The 25875-nt window shown below is 41.9% G+C and carries 16 protein-coding genes; 9 read left to right on the top strand and 7 right to left on the bottom strand.

The window, feature by feature from the left end; all coding sequences use genetic code 11:
* Positions 1-109: 109 nt before the first annotated feature.
* Positions 110-1309, top strand: coding sequence for an argininosuccinate synthase (locus H6G77_RS09990; RefSeq protein ID WP_190871483.1), 1200 nt, complete (start codon positions 110-112; stop codon positions 1307-1309).
* 285 nt (positions 1310-1594) lie between these two features.
* Here the strand turns inward: H6G77_RS09990 and H6G77_RS09985 are convergent, their stop codons facing one another.
* A complete protein-coding gene (locus H6G77_RS09985) occupies positions 1595-2203 on the bottom strand; it encodes a hypothetical protein (protein ID WP_190871482.1) in 609 nt (202 codons plus the stop codon).
* Between the two features lie 407 nt (positions 2204-2610).
* On the opposite strand from H6G77_RS09985, the gene H6G77_RS09980 reads away from it, so the two are divergent.
* Entirely contained in the window at positions 2611-4329 is a 1719-nt protein-coding gene (locus H6G77_RS09980; RefSeq protein ID WP_190593502.1) for a diflavin flavoprotein, read from the top strand.
* A gap of 394 nt (positions 4330-4723) precedes the next feature.
* The gene (locus tag H6G77_RS09975) at positions 4724-6436 is read left to right on the top strand and encodes a diflavin flavoprotein (RefSeq protein ID WP_190593500.1); all 1713 of its coding nucleotides are present in this window, start codon (positions 4724-4726) and stop codon (positions 6434-6436) included.
* A gap of 554 nt (positions 6437-6990) precedes the next feature.
* Here the strand turns inward: H6G77_RS09975 and H6G77_RS09970 are convergent.
* A complete protein-coding gene (locus H6G77_RS09970) occupies positions 6991-9366 on the bottom strand; it encodes a WD40 repeat domain-containing protein (protein ID WP_190871481.1) in 2376 nt (791 codons plus the stop codon).
* Positions 9367-9772: 406 nt separating this feature from the next.
* Positions 9773-10162 (bottom strand): hypothetical protein, encoded by a 390-nt coding sequence (locus H6G77_RS09965; protein WP_190592835.1) that lies wholly within the window; start codon positions 10160-10162, stop codon positions 9773-9775.
* A gap of 1025 nt (positions 10163-11187) precedes the next feature.
* On the opposite strand from H6G77_RS09965, the gene H6G77_RS09960 reads away from it, so the two are divergent.
* Together H6G77_RS09960 and cobJ are read left to right on the top strand one after the other, a co-directional pair.
* Complete coding sequence (locus H6G77_RS09960) at positions 11188-14748, top strand: Calx-beta domain-containing protein (RefSeq protein ID WP_242049181.1); 3561 nt, start codon at positions 11188-11190, stop codon at positions 14746-14748.
* Between the two features lie 282 nt (positions 14749-15030).
* Positions 15031-16725: a precorrin-3B C(17)-methyltransferase gene (gene cobJ, locus H6G77_RS09955; RefSeq protein ID WP_190871480.1), complete on the top strand. Its 1695-nt coding sequence runs from the start codon at positions 15031-15033 to the stop codon at positions 16723-16725.
* 223 nt (positions 16726-16948) lie between these two features.
* Here cobJ and H6G77_RS09950 read toward each other — a convergent pair whose 3' ends face one another.
* Complete coding sequence (locus tag H6G77_RS09950; RefSeq protein WP_190871479.1) at positions 16949-19228, bottom strand: FUSC family protein; 2280 nt, start codon at positions 19226-19228, stop codon at positions 16949-16951.
* A gap of 353 nt (positions 19229-19581) precedes the next feature.
* Here H6G77_RS09950 and tatC point away from each other — a divergent pair, with 353 nt between their 5' ends.
* Positions 19582-20376: a twin-arginine translocase subunit TatC gene (gene tatC / locus H6G77_RS09945; protein ID WP_190871645.1), complete on the top strand. Its 795-nt coding sequence runs from the start codon at positions 19582-19584 to the stop codon at positions 20374-20376.
* Positions 20377-20541: 165 nt separating this feature from the next.
* Here tatC and H6G77_RS09940 read toward each other — a convergent pair whose 3' ends face one another.
* Positions 20542-20850, bottom strand: coding sequence for a DUF3067 family protein (locus tag H6G77_RS09940; protein WP_062290766.1), 309 nt, complete (start codon positions 20848-20850; stop codon positions 20542-20544).
* A gap of 229 nt (positions 20851-21079) precedes the next feature.
* Between H6G77_RS09940 and petC the strand changes: the two genes are divergently transcribed.
* From petC to H6G77_RS09925, 3 genes are all read left to right on the top strand, one after another.
* On the top strand, positions 21080-21619 hold the full coding sequence (gene petC / locus H6G77_RS09935; protein WP_015111832.1) for a cytochrome b6-f complex iron-sulfur subunit: 540 nt from the start codon (positions 21080-21082) through the stop codon (positions 21617-21619).
* A 105-nt stretch (positions 21620-21724) separates the two neighbouring features.
* Positions 21725-22726, top strand: coding sequence for a cytochrome f (petA, locus tag H6G77_RS09930; RefSeq protein WP_190871478.1), 1002 nt, complete (start codon positions 21725-21727; stop codon positions 22724-22726).
* A 129-nt stretch (positions 22727-22855) separates the two neighbouring features.
* Positions 22856-23800 carry a WD40 repeat domain-containing protein gene (locus H6G77_RS09925; protein WP_190675157.1) on the top strand — a complete coding sequence of 315 codons (945 nt, stop codon included), beginning with the start codon at positions 22856-22858 and terminating at the stop codon, positions 23798-23800.
* Positions 23801-24036: 236 nt separating this feature from the next.
* Here H6G77_RS09925 and trxA read toward each other — a convergent pair whose 3' ends face one another.
* Both trxA and H6G77_RS09915 read right to left on the bottom strand, forming a co-directional pair.
* The gene (trxA, locus tag H6G77_RS09920) at positions 24037-24384 is read right to left on the bottom strand and encodes a thioredoxin (RefSeq protein ID WP_277877322.1); all 348 of its coding nucleotides are present in this window, start codon (positions 24382-24384) and stop codon (positions 24037-24039) included.
* A 310-nt stretch (positions 24385-24694) separates the two neighbouring features.
* Positions 24695-25858, bottom strand: a complete 1164-nt coding sequence (locus H6G77_RS09915) for a GuaB3 family IMP dehydrogenase-related protein (protein ID WP_190592842.1) — start codon at positions 25856-25858, stop codon at positions 24695-24697.
* Between the last annotated feature and the right edge of the window lie 17 nt (positions 25859-25875).

Raw genomic sequence — 25875 nt, 5'->3', positions numbered from 1 at the left:
ATCGAGAATTGATATAACCATTGGGGCGATCGCACAACACCAGCAAATCTACCTGTATTAGTCCGATATAATATTGTGTCATTCTTTGTTTTCCTAACTGGAGAAACCAATGGGTCGCGCCAAAAAGGTTGTCTTAGCATATTCAGGTGGTGTAGATACTTCTGTGTGCATTCCTTACCTCAAGCAAGAGTGGGGTGTGGAAGAGGTGATAACTCTCGCCGCAGATTTAGGCCAGGGAGATGAATTAGAGCCAATCAAAGAAAAGGCTCTCAAGTCGGGTGCTAGTGAGTCTCTGGTAATTGATGTCAAAGACAGCTTTGTTAAAGATTACGCTTTTCCCGCGATTCAAGCTAATGCACTTTACGAAAATCGCTATCCTTTGGGAACGGCGCTGGCTCGTCCCTTAATTGCCAAAATATTAGTAGAAGCAGCCGAGAAATATGGTGCTGATGCGATCGCACATGGTTGTACTGGTAAGGGTAATGATCAGGTACGTTTTGACGTTTCCTGTGCTGCCTTAAATCCCAGCCTCAAAATTTTAGCACCCGCGCGGGAATGGGGCATGAGCCGGGAAGAAACCATCGCCTACGGGGAAAAGTTCGGTATCCCCGCACCTGTGAAAAAGTCTTCGCCTTACAGTATTGATAAAAACTTGCTCGGTCGCAGTATTGAAGCGGGTGTGTTGGAAGATCCAGCCGCCGAACCCCCAGAAGAAATTTATCAGATGACGAAAGCGATCGCGGATACCCCCAATGAGCCAGAATATATTGAAATTGGTTTTACTCAGGGTATCCCTACCACTGTCAACGGTGCAGCTAAAAACCCCGTTGAATTAATTGAAACACTCAACGAGTTAGCAGGCAATCATGGCATTGGTCGTATTGACATGATTGAAAACCGCTTGGTAGGAATCAAATCACGGGAAATCTACGAATCACCAGCTATGTTGGTGTTAATTCACGCACACCGCGATTTAGAAAGCTTAACTTTAACCGCAGATGTCTCCCAATATAAGCGCGGTATTGAAGACACTTACACCAAATTGGTTTACAACGGTTTGTGGTACAGTCCCCTCAAAGCTGCTTTGGACGCGTTCATTCAAAAAACTCAAGAACGTGTCTCAGGAACAGTGCGGGTGAAGTTGTTCAAAGGTAACGCCACGATAGTCGGTCGTTGGAGTGACAACACCCTTTATACACCCGACTTAGCCACCTACGGTGCAGAAGACCAATTTGACCACAAAGCCGCCGAAGGCTTTATCTATGTTTGGGGTCTTCCCACCCGCATTTGGGCGCAACAAGATAGATAATCTTTATTCTCTAACAGGATTTCGATCCCCCCTGACCCCCCTTAAAAAGCTACGGTGTACACACAAGTCTGATAAAGGTGCCTAGTAGCATTTCGATCCCCCCTAACCCCCCTTAAAAAGGGGGGAACTAGAATCAAAGTCCCCCTTGAAAAGGGGATTTAGGGGGATCTAATGACAGGATGATATTTCAAACATCCTGTCATTAAGTCTTTCACTTTACATCTTGCACCCAACGCTATTCATGTATACATATAAATACTTGGCTGTATTCAGAAAAATAGCTATTTAGTAGCATTGCCAAAGAAACTTCGCCTGTTGTTGGCATACTGAACACACAAAGCCATATCCAGAACCAGAATCACCAAAATTGAATGCGGTACTGGGTTCCAACTGAACTACAAACTTCATCCTAGCTCCACAACTACAAATCGGAGTTTCATCATCTTGAATCCACAGAGGTTCACCACCAATTTTGCCGCATATTTGATATTGAAATTGGTTCAAAATATCACAATAAGTGTCTGCCGAATCGTCGCACTCATCCAGTGTTAACAAAATTTCTTCTGAAAGAAACTCTTCTTGATCACAAGGTGGTTCAAGACTTGTCAGGTTAGTTTTAGAAACTAGTATTGCTGCATTACCTCCCAAATCAGCATCCCATTCATCACACATTCCAGGGTTATTACTACACATAAATAGAAGGAGTAGCTGTTTGCGATCGCAAATCTCTTTTATGATCGTTGCTTCTAAGTCAATCTGACCAAGAAACTGCATCCACGCACCACATACACGACAACTCACCCATTCAGTATTTAAAGGCGCAAAGGGTTTCCCACTGATCTTTGTCAACTGATCAAGAGGTGCTTGATTAGATTCCCACATTAATAAAGCCATTATTTTCTCTGTCTCAAAGTTAGCTAGAAATTAAATATTAACAACCGAGAGTAAGTAGATGTTTTAAAAGTAAATCCGAAATTATCAGTACAGCATACTCTGATTTTAAACACATCGGTGTTGAAATCTATGCTTTTTGTTACGGAAATCTGGTCAAAAAAATAAGTTATGTATGATATGTTAGGGATTTTAAATTATGCCAATAAATATTAACATTTAAAACGTGATACCCTGACTGTGACTGATTTACAAGGAATATTCTGAGTTAAAAATAATGCTGAAAAACAGCAATAATTGATACAACTACCAAATTTTGAAAACTAGTCTTCATTACAACTTTAAAAATGATTTAGTCGCACAATGGGGGCAGAGAAAGATTATTAAAAACTTGCGCTCGGAGACGAATAATGGTAGCGATCGCAGAAAATGTTCAGCATCGGCTTACTGTCCAAACTGTAGAAATTGCCCCAAACACCACGGCGATTCGCTGTCTTGACTGGGATCGCGATCGCTTCGATATCGAATTCGGACTGCAAAACGGTACGACTTACAATTCCTATTTAATTCGGGGCGAACAAACAGTTTTAATTGACACTTCTCACCAGAAGTTTCGCCAACTGTATTTAGACACTCTCAAAAGTATCGTCAACCCCAAGACCATTGATTACATTATTGTTAGCCACACAGAGCCAGACCATAGCGGCTTAGTGGAAGATGTCTTACAATTAGCACCGCGAGCCACAGTTTTAGCTTCTAAAATTGCATTGCAATTCTTGGAAGGTTTGGTGCATGATCCTTTTTCCAAGCGAATTGTCAAAAGTGGCGATCGCATTGATATTGGCAAAGGTCACGAAATAGAATTTGTGAGTGCGCCTAACTTGCATTGGCCTGACACCATTTTTAGTTTTGATCGCAAAACCCAAACTCTTTATACTTGCGATGCCTTTGGGATGCACTTTTGTGACGATCGCACCTTTGATGAAGATTTAGAAGCGATCGAAGCTGACTTTAGATTTTATTATGACTGTCTGATGGGGCCAAATGCGCGATCGCTGTTGAATGCGATGAAGCGCATGGGTGAACTCGGCAAGATTAAAATCATCGCAAACGGTCACGGGCCTTTACTTTATCATCATCTAGATATTCTCACCGAGTGTTACCAAAACTGGAGCCAAAGACAAGCCACAGCCCTCACCACTGTTGGTTTATTCTACACTTCTGAGTATGGTTATAGCGATCGCCTCGGTCAAGCCATTTCGGAAGGGATTCAAAAAACTGGTGTGGGTGTAGAAATGCTTGACCTCAGCACCGCCGAAGCCCAAGAAATTCAAGAACTCGCAGGTAGAGCAGCAGGTATTATCATTGGGATGCCGCCTTCTACCTCAGTTGCGGCGCAAGCTGGTATTAGTTCTTTAATTTCCGTTGCTAAAGACAAACAATTCTTTGGCTTGTTTGAATGCTTTGGTGGGGATGATGAACCAATCGATACTCTCCGCCGGAAATTTCTCGACTCCGGTGTGAAAGAAGCCTTCCCAGCCATTCGGATTAAAGAAGCCCCCACCGCCTCTACTTATCAATTGTGTACAGAAGCCGGCACAGATTTAGGACAAGCCGTCACCCGCGAACGTAACATCAAGCAAATCAAAGCCCTTGATGTGAACATGGAAAAAGCCCTAGGCAGAATTAGCAACGGACTGTATATCGTCACCGCCAAAAAAGGTGATGTTAGCAGTGCGATGTTAGCTTCTTGGGTTAGTCAAGCCAGCTTGCAACCATTAGGATTTACAATTGCTGTTGCCAAAGACCGCGCCATTGATGCTTTAATGCAGGTAGGCGATCGCTTCGTGCTGAACGTTTTAGAAGAAGGCAACTATCAAGAACTGAAAAAGCACTTCCTCAAGCGTCTACATCCCGGTGCTGATAGATTTGCAGGTGTGAAAACCCAAACCGCCAAAAACGGTTCACCCATTTTGACAGATGCCCTTGCATATATGGAATGTGAAGTGCAGAGTAGTATGGAGTGCAGCGACCACTGGATTTTATACTGCACAGTCCAAGACGGTCGTGTTTCTAAACCCGATGGCTTAACCGCAGTCCGCCATCGCAAAGTCGGGAACTATTACTAAATCAAGTCTGAAGTCTGAAGTCTGAATTATGAAGTCTGAAAGAGGGAACAGAGTTGAAAGTTTTCCAGTATATAGCTCAAGACATTTCAGTTAAGGCAACAACTTAGACTGGTGTAAGTTGGGTGGAGGAACGGAACCCAACATTCACGCATACTTTGTTGGGTTACTACCATTCTCTTAACTGAAGCGTATTGGTATATAGCTTTGTTCTTTCAATTTGTACCTCATTCATCTGCCATTTACCGCATCAATAATGTTTCACACTTCAGACTTTAGACTTCATACTTCACACTTCACACTTCATACTTCATACTTCATCATGTCTTTTACAGATTTTATTCAATCCGTTAAAGCTCGGTTTTTGCCCTTTTTATCTCCACATCAACCAACACCTATGAGCGATTCCAAACCCCGTGACGTACAGGTTTCTCCCATTGCGACCAACATCAAAGTTCTCAGAGCGCGTAGTAAGTCACGTCTGCGGTTTGAAATTGAATACGCATTAGAACGAGGTACAACCTCTAATTGTTATCTGATTGAAGGTGATAAAACGGCGATTATTGACCCACCTGCTGATACTTTCACACCAATTTTTTTGGAAGCATTACAGCAGAACATTAATTTGAAAAAATTAGATTACGTCATCCTGGGACATTTTAGCCCCAACCGGGTGGGAACTTTAAAAACATTGCTGGAAGTAGCTCCACAAATTACCTTTGTTTGTTCTCTTCCTGGTGCGGCTAATTTAAAGGCAGCTTTCCCTGATGATAGTTTAAATATTTTGGTAATGCGGGGGAAAGAAACCCTCGATTTAGGTAAGGGTCATGTGTTGAAATCCTTCCCCACACCTAACCCTCGTTGGCCGGAACACCTCTGCACTTATGACCAGCAAACCCAAATTTTGTTCACTGATAAACTTTTCGGCGCACATATCTGCGGTGAGGATGTTTTTGATGACCATTGGGAACAAATCAAAGAAGACCAACGCTACTATTACAACTGTTTGATGGCTTCCCAAGCGAAGCACGTCGAATCAGCTTTGGAAAAAATTTCTGATTTCCAAGTACGGATGTATGCAGTTGGTCACGGGCCGATTGTTCGCAGTAGTTTGATTGAACTGACCAAAGCATATAGCGACTGGAGCCGTTCGCAACGAAATCGAGAAATTTCGGTGGCTTTATTATACGCTTCAGCTTACGGCAATACTGCCACCTTAGCACGAGCGATCGCCCTCGGATTAACCAAAGGCGGTGTAGAAGTTCAATCAATCAACTGCGAATTTGCTACCCCCGAAGAAATCCAAGCCGCAGTCGAAAAATCAGATGGTTTTATTATCGGTTCCCCTACTATCGGCGGTCATGCACCTACACCTATTCACACCGCTTTAGGTATTGTCTTGAAAGTTGGCGATAACAACAAAGTTGCGGGTGTCTTCGGTTCCTACGGCTGGAGTGGTGAAGCTGTCGAAATGATTGAAGGTAAATTGCGCGATGCTGGCTATCGCCTGGGTTTTGAAACTTTAAAAGTTAAGTTCAAACCCGACGATGTTACCCTCAAATTCTGCGAAGAACTCGGTACAGACTTCGCCCAAAACTTGAAAAAGGCGAAAAAAATCCGCGTACCCCAACAAGCTGCAACCCCTATAGAACAAGCCGTTGGGCGCATTGTGGGTTCAGTTTGCGTGATTACTGCCAAGCAAGGCGATGTTTCTACCGGAATGTTGGGTGCTTGGGTATCGCAAGCCACCTTTAACCCACCGGGTTTAACTGTAGCGATCGCCAAAGAACGCGCCATAGAATCTTTGATGTATCCTGGCGGTAAGTTTGCCTTAAATATCCTGGCGGAAGGCAATCAACAAGAATACATGAAGCATTTCCGCAAGAATTTCGCCCCCGGTGAAGATAGATTTGCCATTTTCGGCACTACTCCTGCTGATAATGGCTGTCCCGTTCTGACCGATGCTCTTGCTTACGTCGAATGTTCCGTTGAACAACGTATGGAATGCGGCGACCACTGGGTAGTTTACGCCACTGTTGACAACGGTAAATTAATCAAGCCAGATGCAGTCACAGCAATTAATCACCGCAAAACAGGTACTCATTACTAACAAATTTCCCTTTCCCTAACCGCCCTGCGGATATATACAACTAAAGCTGGTGCTGAAATTATTCTGGACAGCATCGGCTCTTTTTTATTCATACACATATCTTGCACCTAGTAGTCCACCAACCCAATATTGCTGTGTAGACCCTGTAAGGGAGCAGGGGAGCAGGGGGAGCAGGGGGGAATGAAGGTACTCTCTCCCCTGCCCCTCTGCCCCTCTGCCAGCCACCACACAAAGTTCTCTTGGCAGACTACTAGCCCCCGACGAATGGAATTAGCACACCAGTTGCTTGGTGCTTTCTTCTCTCTGCGTCCTTGGCGCACTTGGCGGTTCGTTAAGTTTAGGACTTACGCAAAAACTCTCTCGAATCCTCTTAACTTCGTGTCCTTTGCGCCCTTTGTGGTTCGTTTTTTCATGATTCTGCGTAAGTTCTGAAGTTATACCAATTTGAAAGAAGAATGCGACAGATAGAAATCAGGAAAGTCTTACTTGAGCTAGATTTCTTAATTGCGAATTGCGTTAGCGAGCCTGCGAGCGTCATTGCGAATTGGTATTACTTAGCCTTGCTTTATCCTGGCTGTCAGTTGCCAAATTTTGATGGTTTTATCAGAACTACCACTCACAAGCAACTTACCATCGGGACTGAGGGCGAGAGAATTGACGGTTCCTGAATGTCCGGTGAGGGTGTAGAGAATTTCATTTGTCGCAATCTGCCAGATTTTAATTGTGCGATCGCTACTACCACTAAATAACAGTTTACCATCATGACTCAAGGCAATTGATTTGACTTCATCTGAGTGACCGTTGAGAGTCTGCAACAGTTTACCTGTGAGTAAATGCCAAATTTTAATGGTTGTATCAGTACTCCCAGTAAACAGCAGTTGCCCATCCCGACTCATAGCTATTGATTTTACCTCGCCTGTATGACCTGTGAGGGTGCGGAGGGGATCACCTGTGTGGGGGTTCCACAGTCTGATTTTGCTATCGGAACTACCACTGGCGAGAATGCCACCATCAGGGCTGATGGCTACAGCATGAACGGATGAAGAATGCCAAAGTGTACAAATGCGATCGCCTTTGTGGAGATTCCAGATTTTAATTTTATTACTGCCACTAGCGAGAATCTGCCCATCTGGACTAATATCAACAACATTGACTGGTCTTTGATGTCCTAATAAGGTGTGAATTAACTGACCAGTTTGTAAATGCCAAACTGTGACGTTACTTTTGGGATGTTGACAACTCCCCACCGCCAAAAAATTGCCATCGGGACTAATAGCCACCGATGAAACTTCGCCTAAATTCCCGGAGATAGTTCTGATTTGTTTGCCGGTTTGTAAATTCCAGATATTAATTGTTTGATCTGCACAGCCACTCACTACAGTTTCGCCATCGGGACTAATAGCCACCGATGCAACTTTACCAGAATGATCAGTTAAGGTGTAGATAAGTTCGGGAGATTCGAGGTGGCGTTTGTGTTTGAGGGTGGCGATCGCTTGTAAAATTTTTTCTGTAGCGGCAACACTTTGGCGATCGCCCACTGCGATAAAATATTCTTGGAGTTTGTAGATATATTCCTCATCTTCGACGTTGATGGCAGATTGCATGGCTTCTAGAGCATTGGGAAATGCCTGAGTTGCCACTTGACGTAACTCCAACCAAGTATTAATCGAATAATCTACTTGTTCTGCTGCCCAGGTGCGATCGGGTAAATGTGATAAACTCTGGGCTAATTGCAAAGCTAATTCCGGAACCCAATATCGACGCTCCTTTGCTAGAGCTTGATAAACCTGCTGATAACCTGCGGCATATACCTGCAAAATATTATCTTCTGACATTGCCTGTACCGTCGGCAAGTCCAGCCTATCTTTAAGAAAACTAGGTAATAACTCTGGCAATAATGGCGGTACATCATGATGAACTAAGTGATAAGCATCTGCTACCCAAGCCGCAACTAAACAATGGCAGGTGATTAATACCTGACAAAATTTAGCAATATCCTCCTGATTTATCTGGTACTTCAACGACAGTTTACTAATATCAATTCCTTTGGCTTGCCATTTTTCAGTCTTTTCTAAAAGAGCTAAATTATGGACATTATCACCGCCTAGTTGATTGATTTCCTCTAAATCTTCCCCTAAATTAATTAATTCATCCCTAATTTTTTTCCACTCTAATGCCCGACTTTTAGCAAACTCTTGTAAAATCTCTTTATATGGTAAACGCGAGATAGTTTTATAAAAATAATTTTCCTGCCCTAAACCCCAATAAGCAATGCGAAAATTTAAATAATCTCCATCATGGTCTGATTCTAAAATCAAAATTGGCTCTGTTTTTAATAAACTAAACAAAGCTTTAATACTAGATTCACTATGAAAACGCTTACTATCCCAAGCACCTGCTAAAAATTCTGTTGGTCTTGTTGGATGATGGAGAGAATAATTAGTATTAATAAATACTCGGATACCTTCGGCTAAAATTCTTTCTACTTCCGAAATTTCTTCAGGATAACAGTCAAATTGGTCAAACTTAATTTGGGGAGGAGCCAGAAAAATTTTCAGAGGAATATTTGTCTGTGTATTATGAGTCTCTAAAATTTGCGAAGGATATAATCTTAACGGCCAACTATCTAAAACTTTATTAACTTCGGGTAACTGAAGAGATGTATCTCTTTGCTGTTGGGCTATTTGTATTTGTGTTTCTCGTTGATAAACTGCTAATTGCTGTTGCAGCAGTTTTTCTTGCTGAAATCCATCTTCGGCACTTTTAACATTAGTTGTACTATTAACAAATTCGATAACCTCTTCGATAAATTGCGGTATTTGAGAATTTGTCGTCGTCAAACCTTCTGCTGTTCTTTTTTGTACTAGGTTGACAACTACAGGTGCAAACTCTAGCACGAGTTGGATAAGTAACCTTAACCCTTGTTCCATACAGGGATGCCTGTTAGATAAGTATAATCTTGAGACAGTAAATATATGTCTGTAGCAGTTTATGATGAAGCACTGCTACAATTCATCACTTACAATCATCGCCCTAAGCCAGCCTACTACTGAGCAGGATCATATTTGCCCAGAAATTAAATTTCTAATTCCCGACCAATTACCGAGCATCATAGAAGAATTGCCAGGAAATGTTGTCTAGCGATCGCCGCCTTAATTAAATTTTAAAATATTGAGAAACTTAAGTAAACTAATTCCTGGCTGAATCTTAGAAACCCTAATTAATTAAAGATTAATGTTATAATTAAAAGCTATAGCAATATTTTAGCAATAAATCCAAATTAAATAATCAAAACAGAGTATTTTACTAGAAAATACCCTATATTTTCCCAAACAATTAAAATCTAATTCCTAACTGCCCATTCACACCTCTCACAGAATTATAACCTGCCCCCACGAAAACATTTTTGGTTGCACCCACCTGAACACCACCAGAAACAGCCACACCCTTATCTTGCGAATATAATCCCAAGCCAACATAAGGAGAAATCACGGGCAAATTAATAAACTTCAACACATCTACGCCCGTCGCACCATCAGGGCCATTTCCCACTTCCACACCCAAGTTTAAAGCTCTCGCGCCCACAGCATAAGTTACATCACCCTCTTTACTACCAACAGAAACCCAAGGCTGGGGTACTAGTTGAGCCGAGGCTTGGCTAGGTGCAAACAAAGCTAACAAACTAACAGATGTTATGAGTGTTTTAGTAATAATTGCGTTTTTCATTCTGGCCTCTTGATATTAATCATTAATCATGATTAATCGTGACGCATTTACTTTAACTAAGTGCCTGAATAAAACCATCACATATAGGCATAATGCAAGACTCATTTAAAGATATCTTGAGTTATAGCATTTACTAGTCTACTGAGGTACAAATTTATCTGCGTCCATCTGTCTTGAAAAGTTTGCTCAAGTCGGCAGAGCCGCCCACGCAACTTTTCGCTGCGTTCATCTGCGGTTAATTATTCTTGCTTGTACTTCACTAGAATAAGAAACGCCATATAGCAATTCTAAATAATTTACAAACATATTTCTCCCTTGTCTACCCTGTCATCCTTGTCTCCCTTATCTCTGTTGTTCTAAACAATAATTTGTTTATCGGCGCTTCATTCTGTTTATCTGCACCAGACTTATTTTCGCAATCTTCCTGACTTTGATTCCACTTTCGCTAAAATTGACTAGCCAAACTGTATTTTTACCTAAGCTAGTGTTTTCTACTGACTGAATTACGCTAAAATCATACTCTTAATTTTAGACAATAACTCGTGGAAAGTAATTAAATAAATTAATTCATCTGCAAGTTTTTATATCAGCCTTGGCAAATTGCGTATATTTATTTAAATCTTGCTGCAAATTCATAACATCATCATCTATTGAACAGCCGCAAAATAATAGTAGATAAACTCAGGCAAACAGGTTTTGGCAGGATTAGAATGTAGCCGAATACATCAGTATTTTGAAAATCTGTTTTGTAATTTCTTCATATTGAGTTTGCAACTGTCATGACAAGAATAGCTAATTCACATAGGAATCATATTTGATTTCTAAAAAAAATCAGTACACCCAGATCAGGCTTCTTTCCTACTCCCTACTCCCCATTCCCTACACCCACACAACTAGATTCAGGAATCAAACCGTATTCCTATAGATGCTCTTAAACAGGTAGTTCCCGGCTCACGCAACTTTGACAAGCAATAGTCAAACCTCAATTACCTATCGCTTGTGATAGTTGCGTAGGTCTTAATTTTATGAATAATATTTTGAATTCTTCTCTTTCATTAACATACACTCAACTTAGCAATTTTTCTGATTTAAAGAGCTTCTGGAATTTATTTGAGACAGTTTTTGGCAATCAATACAACCGTACGACTGCCAATGATTTGCGTTCTCAATGGCAAGCTGGGGATTTTAGTCAATTTCCAGAAGTTGAAATTATTAGTAATAGTATTTTTGACGATACTCAGATAGGTTATGTCAGTAGTACTAACAAAATTTATTTGTCTGAAAGCTTTGTTAATACAGCGACACCAGCAGCAATCAAAGCTGTTTTATTAACAGAAATCGGCAATTTTATTCATGGTGCGGTTCAACCAACAGACTCCTCTGGCGACAAAGGGGCGATTTTTGCTGATTTAGTTCTTAATAATAGCTCAACCGACCTAGCACCTACATCTATCTTGCAACCTACACTGCTGCAAGCTCTTCAAGGCAGTAAGGCACATGCTCAAATTTGCAGGTGTTCTTCTTGTATGCTTGCGCCAGTCGATTTAAATTTAGTCAACGCGCAACAGTCAGCAGTAGCCCAACCTGCATCAGGTGTTTTAGATTTAACCAAGACTTTCTCCTTGAATAGTTTGGCGGGAGCTAACCAGACAATTTATTTAGATTTCAATGGACATACAACTACTGGAACTTATTGGAATACAGATTATCTAGGAGGGTCTAATATTGTCACTCCAGCTTTTGATTTTGATGGCAATACAGCATCTTTTAGCTCGGCGGAATTGGAACGAATTCAGTATATTTGGCAACGTGTAGCTGAGGATTTCAGCCCATTTAATGTCAACGTTACCACCCAAGCCCCAACAGATATTAATGACTTAATTAAGAGCGGTTCTACAGATACTCGCTGGGGCGTGCGGGTTGTGATTGGTGGTAGCAGTAATGATTGGTATGCTAGTGGGGCTGGAGGAGTAGCTTTTTTAGATTCATTTAATTGGAATAGTGATACTCCTGCCTTTATATTTAGTGACACCTTGTCTGATAACGAAAAATACGTTGCTGAAGCGATTTCCCATGAAGTAGGTCACACTCTGGGACTGGAACATGATGGCAGAATTAGCCCCGCAGAAGAATACTATCGGGGACAGGGTAGCGGTGTTACTGGCTGGGCTGCAATCATGGGCGCAGGGTATTACCAGAACTTAACCCAGTGGAGTAAAGGCCAATATGCTTCTGCTAACAATACTGAAGATGATTTACAAGTTATTACCACTTACAATGGTTTTAGCTATCGAGCCGACGATGCTGGTAATACAATTGCCACAGCAAAAGCATTGACTATTTCTGGTACATCTGTCAGTGGTAGTGGCATTATTGAACGCAACACAGATGTAGATTTTTATAGTTTCGTCACAGGTGCAGGTGCGATTAATTTGACAATTGATCCCTTTAGTCGCGGCCCTAACTTAGATATATTGGCAAAGTTATATAATTCTGCTGGGACTTTAATTGCCTCGTCTAATCCCACTGATTTATTATCTGCTGCGATCGCCACCACAGTTACTGCCGGAACTTATTATCTCGCTATTGATGGTGTCGGTAAAGGAGATCCACTTTCAACCGGCTACACTGATTACGGTAGTTTGGGACAGTACTTTATCAGTGGCAGTATTGTCAGTAGTAGTAATATTCTCAGTAATCCAACCGTCAGTCTTGCCTTATCATCTACTAGTGTCAACGAAGATGGCAGCAGCAATTTAATTTACACCTTCACCAGAAGCGGCAGCACCACCAATACATTAAAAGTTAACTATAGCGTTGGTGGCACAGCTACATTTAACAGCGACTACCGCCAATTAGGTGCTACCAGTTTTACCTCTACAACCGGCACAATTACCTTTGCGGCTGGTGCTACTACAGCCACACTCACCATTGACCCCACAGCAGACACCACTTTTGAAACTAATGAAAACGTGACTTTAACTCTGGCTGATGGTAGTGGTTACACAATTGCTACAACAACCGCGTTAACCGGAACCATCGTCAATGATGATTTGCCAAGCATCACCCTTTCCGTCTCATCAAGTAGCGTCAACGAAGATGGTAGCAACAATTTAATTTACACCTTTACCAGAAGCGGCAGCAATATCAACCCCTTAACAGTTAACTATAGTGTTGGTGGCACAGCGACATTTAATAGCGACTACCATCAATTAGGTGCTGCTAGTTTCACAGCTACAAATGGGACAATTACCTTTGCGGCTGGTGCAAGTACAGCCACACTCACCATTGACCCAATAGCAGACACCACTTTTGAAACTAATGAAAACGTGACTTTAACTCTAGCTGCTGGTAGCGAGTACAAAATTGGCACGACAACAGGTCTAACGAGAAGCATAGTTAATGATGATTTACGACCGACGATTAATCTCACTTCTAGTCAGACTATTATCGAAGGCAACACTAATCCTCAAAATGTGACTTATCTTGTCACTCTCACTAACCCTAGTAGCCAAACTATTACCGTTAATTATTCAACTGCTAATGCTTCAGCCACAGCAGGTTCAGACTATACAGCCACTACCGGAACTTTAACTTTTAGTCCAGGTGTCACCAGTCAAGTTATCAATATTCCAATTCTCAATGATTCTCTGAATGAAGTAGATGAGAGCTTTATTTTAAGGCTGACATCTCCGATAAATGCTACTCTTGGTACAACCACAAGCGTTACTACAACTATTACCGATACTCTCGTTACCTCCGTTACTACAACCCTACCCACTAACGTCGAAAACCTCACCCTCACAGGAACAGCAGCAATTAACGGTACAGGAAATGCAGGCAATAATATTCTCAGAGGTAATAGTGCTAATAATACCCTTACAGGTGGAAATGGCGATGATACCTATATATTTACAGCCACGACAGTTTTAGGTACTGATAAGATTGTCGAAACAACCACAGGTGGAACTGATACTATTGACCTCCGGGAAACTACCCTTGCGAGTACTCTCAATTTAGGAATCACTACAACACAAACAGTTAATAGCAACCTCAAACTCACACTCTCTGCCAATAACGTCATCGAAAACGCCATTGGTAGTACAGGTAATGACCGTCTGACGGGGAATACACTGAATAACTTTTTGACTGGTGGTAATGGTAATGACCAACTGCAAGGGTTAGCGGGTGATGATACCCTTTGGGGAGGACTTGGTGATGATGTGCTTACCGGAGGTGTTGGTAAGGATAAATATTTATTCCAAGGCGATGGTGTTTTTACTGCCAGTTTAGGCATTGACCATATTAGCAGTTTTGAAGTGCTGCAAGATAAGATTGTGCTGAGTAAAAATACTTTCAAGGCTATTACTAATAGTGCGGGACAGAATTTAACTGACTTTGCAGTTGTTACAGATGATGAGTTGGTCAACGCTAGTAGTGCGCGGATTGTTTATAGCCAAAGTACCGGCAGCTTATTCTATAACCAAGATGGTAATGTCTTGGGTACAGGAACAGTTTTTGAGTTTGCTTATTTAGGCAATAGTGATATTACTCTGACTAGCAGCGATTTTAGTGTGATTGCCTAATACAGCTACGCTAAAGTCAAAAGTCATCCTTCGTGAATCAAAAGATCCCCGACTTCTTAAAGAAGTCGGGGATCTTTGCCTCTTGGTTTTCACAAATAAAATAGGATTGCTATATGTAATACCAATTTGAAAAATGATTGCGACAAATGGGTTACTGAAAAGCTCACCAGTAAGCAATTTCCCAATCCAAAATCCAAAATCTAAAATCCAAAATGGTATAACGTCTCTACAAGATTTGTATTATAAACTTTGCACAATATCTACTCAAATTCCAGAATTCTCATGATCAAGGTTGCACCTGCGGTTGTAGTGTTGGGTCAAAATAGTGTGGCAATAGCTCGTAAAATGATGAGTGTCTTGCCAGGAGCAAGATTATATGGTTTAGCAGGGCGAACTTCTGGAGTTGATGTTAGTTTTAGCAATTTTGGCGAGACTGTGCGTGAGTTGTTTGCTGCGGGAACACCGTTGATTGGCATTTGTGCGGCTGGTATTCTAATTAGAACTTTAGCTGCTTTAATTTCTGATAAGCGTCAAGAACCACCAGTATTAGCTGTGGCGGAAGATGGTAGTGCGGTAGTTCCCTTGTTGGGTGGGTTAAGTGGAGTCAATGATTTAGCACGCCGTATTGCTGAGGTGTTGGATGTTCCAGCTGCAATTACAACTACTGGGGATATTCGGTTTCGCACGGCGTTGTTATCGCCTCCTGCTGGCTATCGTTTAGCTAACCCAGAGGATGCGAAAACTTTTATTTCTGATTTGTTGGCGGGGGCGCGGGTGAAATTAGAGGGAAATGCACCTTGGTTGAGTAATAGTCAATTGCCAATTGATGCCCAAGGCGAATTGACGATTAAAGTTACAGAACGGTTGGTAAATTCTACCGCCAATTGTCTGGTTTATCATCCCCAAACGGTAGCGATCGCCATTACTCAACCTCATGTTAATTTAGCTACAGTTAAACAACTACTGACCGATGCTGGAATTGCACCTGCTTCTATAGCTGGAATCTTTGCATCTCTAAACATTGCTGCTCATCCAGCAATCCACAATATCGCTGATGCTTTTGGTGTACCTACGCGCTTTTTTACAGAAAATCAATGGGAAAATCCACAAGCAATGGCTTTGGCTGTCACAGGTGGTCAACTCATCCCGACGACAGCTGCTGATATAGCTCTGGCTATTGCACCCGCACCCATTGACCCCAATACCATCGGTCAGCCACGGGGTAAATTAGCAATTATTGGCACTGGCCCTGGTGCAGCACAGTGGATGTCTCCAGAAGTCAAAGAAATTCTCAGGTTGGCGACTGACCTTGTAGGTTACAAAACTTATCTTGATTTGGTTGGTGCTTTAGCTGATGGTAAGCAACGCCATGAGTCTGATAACCGCGAAGAAATAGCACGGGCTACAATGGCGCTAGATTTGGCAGCGACAGGTAAGTATGTGGCGGTGGTGTCCTCTGGTGATCCGGGGATTTATGCAATGGCGGCGGCGGTGTTTGAAGTCCTCGACCGTCATCCCAAACCAGAATGGGACAGTATCGAAATTCATGTTGCACCGGGAATCTCCGCAATGCAAGCAGCCGCAGCAGCAGTAGGCGCACCTTTGGGGCATGACTTTTGCGCGATTTCACTGTCAGATATTTTAAAACCTTGGTCAATTATCGAACAACGAATTGCGGCGGCGGCTGGAGGAGATTTTGCGATCGCCTTTTACAACCCTGTCTCTAAAGACCGCACTTGGCAACTTGCAGCCACTAAAGATATATTGCTGCGATATCGCACACCCAATACACCCGTAGTATTAGGCAGAAATTTGGGCAGACCAGGACAAACAATCAAGGTAATTTCTCTTGAGCAATTAACACCAGATGTCGCCGATATGCGAACAGTGATTATTGTGGGTTCAAGCCAAACCAGGACTATTCAACGTTCTGATGGTAGTGTCTCAGTTTATACGCCGCGTCGATATGCCCAGTAATTTCAGTCAGCAAGCCCTGATTAAGATTGTAGGGTGGGCATAATCATACCCGCCCTACAAAATCTGATTTATGCAAGAGGTCTAAGTAAGTCGGTGGGAAAAAACATAACTATATTAAGAAAAGTGAATTAAACTAAAACCCTCTTTCCTCCTGCCTTCTGCCTTCTGCCTCCTGCCTTTTCCCAACTACAAATATTTAAGTCGCTCTACTTATTAGTCCTATTCAACTTTGCCAACGAGAAATTACACAGTGAATTACTTTAATTTCATTAATAATGCGTTCTAGTTCTGTAGATAAGGTAGTTTGTTCTCGCACGGCTTTTAATGTAGGAGTTAAAGTGTGAGAATGTAGAGAAATTTCTGATAACCGAGCAGTGTGTAACTGTTCAATTTGATTGTGAATAACTTCGAGATAATTATCTAATGGTGGTAATGGTTGGGGTCGCTGTTTTTGTTGCAGACTATCTGCTAGATTTTCTAAAATCTGCACAATAATATCTGTCAGTTGCGGTAGTTCTATAAATTGATACTGTCCACTAAATTCCCGCAGATGTTCGGCTAAGGTTGTCACTGAACTAAAAAAGCCACGAATGTATAAAATCAAAGTCATCACAGGTTCTATTTCACCTTGGACGTGACGAGGTTCGCTAAATAATCTTTGGGCTGCGGCGGTGGCGTTGGCGTTTTCTAGTGCTGCTTGATGGCGTAAGTTATTGATAGCAGCAAATACATTTTGCTCTGGATTCAGGTAGTTAGCAATCACTTGCTGAAAGTAGGCGAGATTAGCGCGAATAGTTTTCTCTAATTGGCTGGGAAGTTGTTGTCTTTCCCAACTGGGAAATAGTAAATAGCTACCAACTAAGGCTAAAACACCGCCAAATATACTATCAATAATTCGCAAAACTCCTACTTGCCAGCCACCAGCACTAATTAAGTTAAGTAATAAGATAATGGCGGGAGTTAGCAAGATGGTAAATAGGCTGTAGCTTAAAGGTCGCACTGACATAGCCATAAATACCAACAGCAGTAAACAAACTGCGATCGCATTTTGATTCTGCACTAATAAAATCAGCCCAATCCCCATAATTCCGCCTAACATTGTACCGATGACTCTCTGCACCGTTGTTTCTGAGGTTCCGCCAAAGTTGGGTTTAAGTGCCACTAAAGCCGTTAAAGTAATCCAGTAACCTCTGGGTAATTGCAAGATTGCGGCGAGAAGTTCGGCAAATGTGGTAATTAGTGCTAAACGTAAGGCATGGCGAAAGGTGACGGAATCAAAGGTGAAGTTATTTCGCAATGTATCAATAATTACACCAGAGTTTGACTCAGGGAAGACAGAAATATCGACTTGCGGAATCAGATGCTGTTTTCCTTGGTTGAAATTTGAGACAATTTCTGCATCAGTTTGTATTTGCTGGGCAAGATTGATCAAATTGCTGGTAATTTGCCGTAGATGAACTAAATCGCCATAGTCATCTGGGTGGGGGTGAGTTGTGGTGAGGATTTGGGAACGGAGAACTTGCCATTGGTGTTGTAGTGCTTCAACGGTACGATGTAAATCACCTAAATGAACTGAGTTTTTGCCTTTAGCGATCGCTTTTGCTAACATTTCTAGAGCAATTCCCAATTGTGCGATCGCTTGTTGAATCTCGGTCTGTAACTGAGAAAATAATTGATGTGCAGATGCGATCGCTAACAGTTCATTCAATGCCACAATCCCATTGAGAATTTGATTGACATCTTCAATCAACACCAATAAATTATTTCCCTGCTGATTAGCACCTTTCTGCACAGTCCATTTCGCTGTCCACAAGCTCCGCGCCGCAGTTAAATTTTGAATTACAGCATCCTGCGCTGGCAAAAATTGTTCTGTCCACGCCTGACTATCTTGGTAATCAAAGACTCTCTCTTTCACTAAGCCCACAAATTGACTCAACGAGAGATAACAATTAGCCACAACTTCCCTGACAAGATCATGAGGTTGTACCGCCCAAATGCCCAATGACAGTAAAATTGTCCATGTTCCCCCAGCGAGACATAGCAGACAGTGTAAAATCAGAGTCGGAAAATTAGTAAATGTCGCAAATCTAGCCAAGGCAATCACAAACATGATGGAAGTCACCAAGCTAACAGATGCGGCGACATTGCCATACAAACCCGCTAAACCTGCGATAAACATCACAACAAACGTCGTCGGGATAGCTAACCAGAGATGACTGCTTACCAGACTAGCAATCAGAAATACTAGCGTCACTGCAAAAGTCGCAGCAATCATCGCCCTCAATTGCTGGCGGTAAGTACCATCAACATTTACCATCCCTACAAACCAAGCCGCCATAGTCGCAACCGCACTTGCAGCCGCATTCCCTGTCATAATTCCTAACCCAATGGGAACACCCAAAATCAACAGACTCCGAACACCAGAGAAAATCGCGGGTTTACCTGGCTTGAGTTGAAACTGCTGCAACAACCAACGAAAAGAACGTTTATTTGTGGATGGCATTATGATGCTGGCGACTAGAAAAATCCAGTTTGATTACTGATTTATTGTGCAGAAATCAGCACCGCCAGGGAATATCTCTCAGGGATTAAAAGTTGAGCGCATCTATCAATTGATTTAGGGTGTATGGATGTAAGGGTGTGAGGGGGATAGAACTCTGATTAAATCGTGATTTTTAGAGTCGCTACTCAAAACCTACACTTGTGAGTTGCTCCCCGTTCCCTGCTCCTTTGCCTCTTCATTGAGGTGTATGTCTCCAAAACCCTTACACCCCATACCCTTTTACCCCTACACCCCTACATCCTTACACCCATGAGTAATAGAATAGTTAACAAATGTTGCCTAATAGCCTACTCATGACTCCTTCATCTGAAGCTGACACCATTATCAATTCCGATATCGACCTAGAAGGACAAGGCAACTCTGAGACCAATCCTCTTGATGAGTTGCCGGGTGAAGTCGAAATGTCTCTTTTCGACCACCTAGAAGAGTTAAGACAGCGCATATTTTATGCACTAATAGCTGTAGTCATTTTTGTGATTGGCTGTTTTGTTGCTGTCAAGCCAATTGTGCAATTACTAGAAGCACCAGCCGCCGGCGTGAAATTTCTCCAGCTTGCACCAGGGGAATATTTCTTTGTCTCTCTAAAAGTTGCTGGCTACAGTGGCGTAGTTCTTTCTAGTCCGTTTATTCTTTATCAAATTATCCAATTTGTCTTACCAGGCTTAACCCGCCGCGAACGTCGCCTAGTGGGGCCAATAGTTTTGGGGTCAAGCGTGTTATTTGTTGGTGGGTTAGTATTTGCCTATTTTGCGCTGATTCCCGCCGCATTAAGATTTTTTATTAGCTACGGCGCGGATGTAGTAGAACAACTCTGGTCAATTGATAAGTATTTTGAATTTGTATTGCTGTTGTTATTTAGCACTGGTTTAGCATTTCAAATTCCAATTATTCAATTGTTGCTAGGCAATTTAGGTATTGTTTCTTCTGAGCGAATGCTGGCTGGCTGGCGATATGTCATTATGGCAGCCGTAATTTTAGGTGCTGTCCTCACACCTTCTACCGACCCTTTAACCCAAGCTTTATTAGCCGGTGCAGTTTTAGGGCTTTATATGGGGGGAATTGGTTTAGTGAAACTCACAGGTAAGTAATAAAAATAACTGATAAATTAGAAATTTGTGGATGAAAAATCACCAAAGTTTTAGCATTTTCCCAAGCGGGTAAACTTTGGTAATTTAGGCATCAAAGAAGCTCGCGCCCAAATTACTCAACTTTACCAACCAAAAGATTTAGTGTTAATTGTTGAATTTTAGCTGTTACACTATCCACTCAGAAGCGCGTTCCCCTAAATCGAGGGGGATACTGACAGCTTTGCCAAGGCGGGGGCGATCGCGTGTTTGAGCGATAAAATTTTTTACCTGTGCTGTACCATCTAAAGCATTAAGATAATTAGCGATGGTATCAAGATGTTCTTGGTACTCTGCCTCTGTTAAGGGGAAAGAAGCTTGCTCAAGATATTTCCACATCACTTGCAGGAATATCTTGCCTTGGGTACGGCGGAACTGGACATCGTAAGAATATCCCCATTTATCCAGCAACAGTTGGTGTAATTCCTTTCCTGTCATAGCTTCTCTCAATTAGATTTTACATTTAGTTATGATGTTAAGTTCCGTAACTCAAGTATGATAAGGATATAAAGAAATGTAATGCTAACAGAAAAGATGCTAAAAGTGTCTTGCAACAAAGAAGTTTAGCATTGTTAGTTAGCATTTCGACCCAGACAGGAGCTGCTCAAGTATTAGTACTCTTGTCAAAATGCTTAAACAAAATATACAAAGAGCGAGCGCGTAGGATATGGCTCAATTTTCGGAATCAATGGACGTTCCCGATATGGGTCGTCGTCAATTCATGAATTTGCTCACCTTTGGGACTGTCACTGGAGTAGCTCTGGGTGCATTGTATCCCGTTGTTAACTACTTTATTCCTCCGGCGGCTGGTGGTGCTGGTGGTGGAACAACAGCAAAAGACAGCCTCGGCAACGATGTGAGCGTTAGTCAATTTCTAGACAGCCATAACGTAGGCGATCGCACCCTCGTTCAAGGATTGAAGGGCGACCCTACCTACATTGTGGTCGAAAGCAAAGAAGCAATCACCGATTACGGCATTAACGCTGTTTGCACCCACTTGGGTTGTGTTGTTCCTTGGAACGCTGCGGAAAACAAATTTAAATGCCCTTGCCACGGTTCTCAATACGACGCAACTGGTAAAGTAGTTCGAGGCCCTGCACCCCGTTCTTTGGCTTTAAGCCACGCCAAAGCCGAAAACGACAAGATTGTTCTCACACCCTGGACTGAAACCGACTTCCGCACCGGCGAAGAACCTTGGTGGGCTTAATTTATCAGTGAACAGTGAACAGTTAACATGCTTGATAACTGATAACTGATAACTGATAACTGTGACTATTGACTACTTCATCCAAGAATCGTTGTCCTTATAGAGATGAGAAATGCCTTTACAACAGCGAGTTTGACTCGCAGTGCTAGAGCAATTACCAAAACATTGCTCATAGCGATCGCTACAGTAACATTCTTCTTTACTAGCGATATTGCTTTGCCTCAAAGTGCTGCCGCTTATCCCTTCTGGGCGCAGCAAACCTATCCTGAAACTCCCCGCGAACCGACAGGTAGAATCGTTTGCGCTAACTGTCACCTAGCAGCCAAGCCCACAGAAGTCGAAGTACCTCAATCTGTACTACCCGACACAGTATTTAAAGCTGTGGTGAAAATTCCCTACGATACCAGCGTGCAGCAAGTTGGTGCAGATGGTTCCAAAGTTGGCTTAAACGTTGGTGCAGTTTTGATGCTCCCCGAAGGCTTCAAACTTGCTCCTGAAGACCGCATTCCTGAAGAACTGAAAGAAGAAGTTGGTGATACCTACTTCCAAACCTACAAAGAAGGTTCCGACAATGTTGTGATTGTTGGCCCCTTACCCGGCGAACAATATCAGGAAATTGTCTTCCCTGTTCTATCTCCTAACCCTGGAACTGACAAAAACATCCACTTTGGTAAATACTCAGTTCACGTAGGTGGTAACAGAGGACGCGGACAAGTTTATCCTACTGGTGAAAAGAGCAACAACACTGTTTACAATGCTTCCGCTACTGGCACCATCAGCAAAATTGCCAAAGAAGACGATGGTGAAGGTAACGTGAAATATTTGGTGAACATCACAACCGAAGCTGGTGATGTGGTCACTGATACAATTCCTCTCGGCCCAGAACTGATTGTTTCTGAAGGACAAACAGTAAAATCTGGTGACGCTTTGACTAATAACCCCAACGTTGGTGGTTTCGGTCAAAAAGATACAGAAATTGTGTTACAAGACTCTAGCAGAGTTGGTTGGCTAATTGCCTTTATCAGTCTGGTAATGTTAGCTCAAGTAATGCTAGTTCTCAAGAAGAAACAGGTTGAAAAAGTTCAAGCTGCTGAAATGAATTTCTAAGATTCTCTGATAAATCCTTTTTTAAAAAAGACAGGTGTATCGCCTGTCTTTTTTAGTTTTTTGTGTCATAAAATAAGCTATAAAGTCAAAATCTACCTATCATCTCCTAATTACTATATACATTGGATAATGGAAACATTTAATCAAGAGAATTTACAAGATTTAGTATCAGTGCAAATTTTTAAAGGCCATACCAATAAAATTCTGTCCCTTGCATTTAGTTCTGATGGAGAGATGATGGCAAGTGCTAGTGAAGATAAAACTATAAGAATTTGGCATTTATTAACGAATAGAGAACCCCAAGTTCTTGAGGGACATGGAGGATCTTCATGGTTTGGAGGTGTTAATTCAATAGCTTTCAGCCCAAATAATAAAATTTTGGCCAGCGCAAGTGATGATAAAACTATTAAGTTATGGGATATCAATACCAGTCAAGAAATTTATACTTTGAACGGACATGAAGAAAAAGTTTACTCTGTAGCTTTTAGCCCAGATGGAAAAATTATAGCTAGTGGAAGCCAAGATAAAACTTTAAAGCTATGGTCAATAGCAACTGGTAGAGAAATATCTTCCTTTCATGGTTTATCAAATGATGTGATATCTGTGATTTTTAGCCCAGATGGTAAAATTTTAGCGAGTGCTATTAAGGATAAAACTATTAAACTTTGGCATTTAACTAAACAAAAAGTTCAAACTATCAATACAGATTCGGATTGGTTTTCCGATATTAAATCTATAGCTTTCAGTCCTGATGGTAAAACTTTAGCGAGTGCTAGTCAGAACAAGAAGATTAAGTTATGGGATATAGCAACTAGTAAAGAAATCTATTCACTTACAGGACATAATGATGAGGTTTGTTCTGTGGTTTTTAGCCCTAATGGACGACTTTTAGCTAGTGGTGGTAAAGATAAGACTGTTAAACTATGGTATGCAAAAACTGGTAAAGAAATTTGTACTTATCAAGGCTTTAACGAGACAGTGTATGCTGTGTCTTTTACTCCTGATGGTAAGAAGATAGCTGCGGCTGGTGGCGATAAAAAAATCATACTTTATCCTTCTGGAAATAAACCATAAAACAAATTTTCCTCAAACTAGTAGTCTGAGGAAATATAAGTTAAGTCTATGTTGGCTATTAAATATTTGAGAAGCAAAATTTAAGTTTCTCAGATATTTATATGCAAATTTTAAGACTGTTTGAGAAAGTTTAACTGAGACGCGGGGTTTCGCGCCTCATAAACTTATTGACAAATATTTACCTAAAACTTAAGCAAAAGAGCGTCTCAAAAGGATTGTATGACCGATTGAGTTGACTAAAGATACTTTTCCAAAGTAGTTGCTAATGTACTTTTAGGTACAGCACCAACGACCATATCAACTTTTGCTCCTTCTTTAAAAATCATTAATGTGGGAATGCTGCGAATGCCATACTGACTGGCAACTTGAGGATTCTCATCAGTATTAACTTTCACAACCTTGATTTGACCAACGTACTGAGCTGCAATTTCTTCGACAACAGGAGCTACCATCCGGCAAGGGCCACACCAGGGAGCCCAAAAATCAACCAAAACAGGTACTGAGCTGTCGAGTACTTCTTGCTTAAAAGTAGAATCTGTAACTTCTGCGGCTGCTGACATGCCTAAAAACCTTTGCCAATTCAATTTCTGAGTTTCGTGAAAATTCTACCATAGCAAAAACATCTGCTTTGAAGAGTAAGGATGTACATTTGCAAAGAAGCCCTGGAATTTATTCATATATCCATAAACATAAGGAACCGCCCGAACAGTAGTCCGGGCGGAGTGTGGTGTGAGGAGTGAACGGAAACATGCGTCTCCGCTTTCTCTATTGTAGGCGACAGAAGAGATTTTTCCAGTTGAATGTTTGGGAGTCTGGAAAAATTTCCTAAAGAATTTCAACTGAAGTTAGAAGTCTAAAATTTCATCCTCCAGTCTTTCAACCTTTATACTTTCTTTATTTGCCCATACCTAATTGTTGAGCTTTTTGATAAACTTTACCTTCCGTTAACAAGGAAGGAGCAATTACAACTTCAACTTGCTGCATTTCTTTGATATCTTTGGCTCCCAATGTACCCATACTTGTTTTTAAAGCTCCTAACAAGTTGTGAGTACCATCATCTAAGCCTGCTGGGCCAGTGAGAATTTGTTCTAGAGTGCCGGTTGTACCGACTTTAATTCGAGTTCCGCGTGGTAAAACTGGGCTGGGTGTTGCCATTCCCCAATGAAAACCGCGTCCTGGTGCTTCAGCAGCTCTAGCAAAGGGTGAACCAATCATCACGCCGTCAGCACCACAAGCAATACATTTACAAATATCTCCACCAGTAATTAGACCACCATCAGCGATTACAGGCACATATTTACCAGTTTGCTGATAATAATCATCGCGGGCGGCGGCACAATCAGCGATCGCTGTTGCTTGGGGTACACCCACACCCAACACACCACGAGAGGTACAAGCAGCCCCAGGGCCAATACCCACTAATACAGCCGCCGCACCAGCCTTGATTAAGTCCAAGGTGACATCGTAGGTAACACAGTTACCCAACACCACTGGTATGGGCATAGAACGGCAAAATTCTGCCAAATCCAGGGTAACTATCGACGCTGGTGATAAATGTGCTGTAGAGACGACTGTAGCTTGAATAAAGAATAAATCTGCCCCAGCCTTAGCAACAACTTCACCAAATTTACTCGCCCCTGCTGGTGTCGCACTTACAGCCGCAATACCGCCTTGTTCTTTAATTTCGTGAATGCGCTTTTCAATTAATTCAGGCTTGATAGGTTCGGCATAAAGTTCTTGCATTAAGGAGACAAATTCATCCTTGCCTACAGAAGCAATCCGATCAAGGATGGGATTTGGATCAACATAACGAGTTTGGATACCCTCTAAGTTAAGCACACCTAATGCACCTAACTGTGACAAACGCACAGCCATACCTACATCAACTACACCATCCATTGCACTAGCAATAATTGGTATATTTCGCTCGATATTGCCAATCCGCCAGCTAGTATCTGCCAAACTAGGATCTAATGTTCTTTTACCGGGGACTAGTGCAATTTCATCAATTCCGTAAGCCCTGCGAGCTGTTTTTCCCCGCCCAAGTTGAATGTCCACGCTGTTAACTTTTATCA

Origin of the sequence: Aulosira sp. FACHB-615 (assembly GCF_014698045.1) — a bacterium.
In the GTDB taxonomy this organism is placed as follows: Bacteria; Cyanobacteriota; Cyanobacteriia; order Cyanobacteriales; family Nostocaceae; genus Nostoc_B.
The sequence above is the reverse complement of the archived record's forward strand: the minus strand, read 5'-3'. Positions and strand labels throughout refer to the sequence as shown.

Coding starts and splice junctions, on each gene's coding strand:
- H6G77_RS09990 (WP_190871483.1), top strand. CDS start 110: ATGGGTCGCGCCAAAAAGGTTGTCTTAGCATATTCAGGTGGTGTAGAT.
- H6G77_RS09985 (WP_190871482.1), bottom strand. CDS start 2,203: ATGGCTTTATTAATGTGGGAATCTAATCAAGCACCTCTTGATCAGTTG.
- H6G77_RS09980 (WP_190593502.1), top strand. CDS start 2,611: ATGGTAGCGATCGCAGAAAATGTTCAGCATCGGCTTACTGTCCAAACT.
- H6G77_RS09975 (WP_190593500.1), top strand. CDS start 4,724: ATGAGCGATTCCAAACCCCGTGACGTACAGGTTTCTCCCATTGCGACC.
- H6G77_RS09970 (WP_190871481.1), bottom strand. CDS start 9,366: ATGGAACAAGGGTTAAGGTTACTTATCCAACTCGTGCTAGAGTTTGCA.
- H6G77_RS09965 (WP_190592835.1), bottom strand. CDS start 10,162: ATGAAAAACGCAATTATTACTAAAACACTCATAACATCTGTTAGTTTG.
- H6G77_RS09960 (WP_242049181.1), top strand. CDS start 11,188: ATGAATAATATTTTGAATTCTTCTCTTTCATTAACATACACTCAACTT.
- cobJ (WP_190871480.1), top strand. CDS start 15,031: ATGATCAAGGTTGCACCTGCGGTTGTAGTGTTGGGTCAAAATAGTGTG.
- H6G77_RS09950 (WP_190871479.1), bottom strand. CDS start 19,228: ATGCCATCCACAAATAAACGTTCTTTTCGTTGGTTGTTGCAGCAGTTT.
- tatC (WP_190871645.1), top strand. CDS start 19,582: ATGACTCCTTCATCTGAAGCTGACACCATTATCAATTCCGATATCGAC.
- H6G77_RS09940 (WP_062290766.1), bottom strand. CDS start 20,850: ATGACAGGAAAGGAATTACACCAACTGTTGCTGGATAAATGGGGATAT.
- petC (WP_015111832.1), top strand. CDS start 21,080: ATGGCTCAATTTTCGGAATCAATGGACGTTCCCGATATGGGTCGTCGT.
- petA (WP_190871478.1), top strand. CDS start 21,725: ATGAGAAATGCCTTTACAACAGCGAGTTTGACTCGCAGTGCTAGAGCA.
- H6G77_RS09925 (WP_190675157.1), top strand. CDS start 22,856: ATGGAAACATTTAATCAAGAGAATTTACAAGATTTAGTATCAGTGCAA.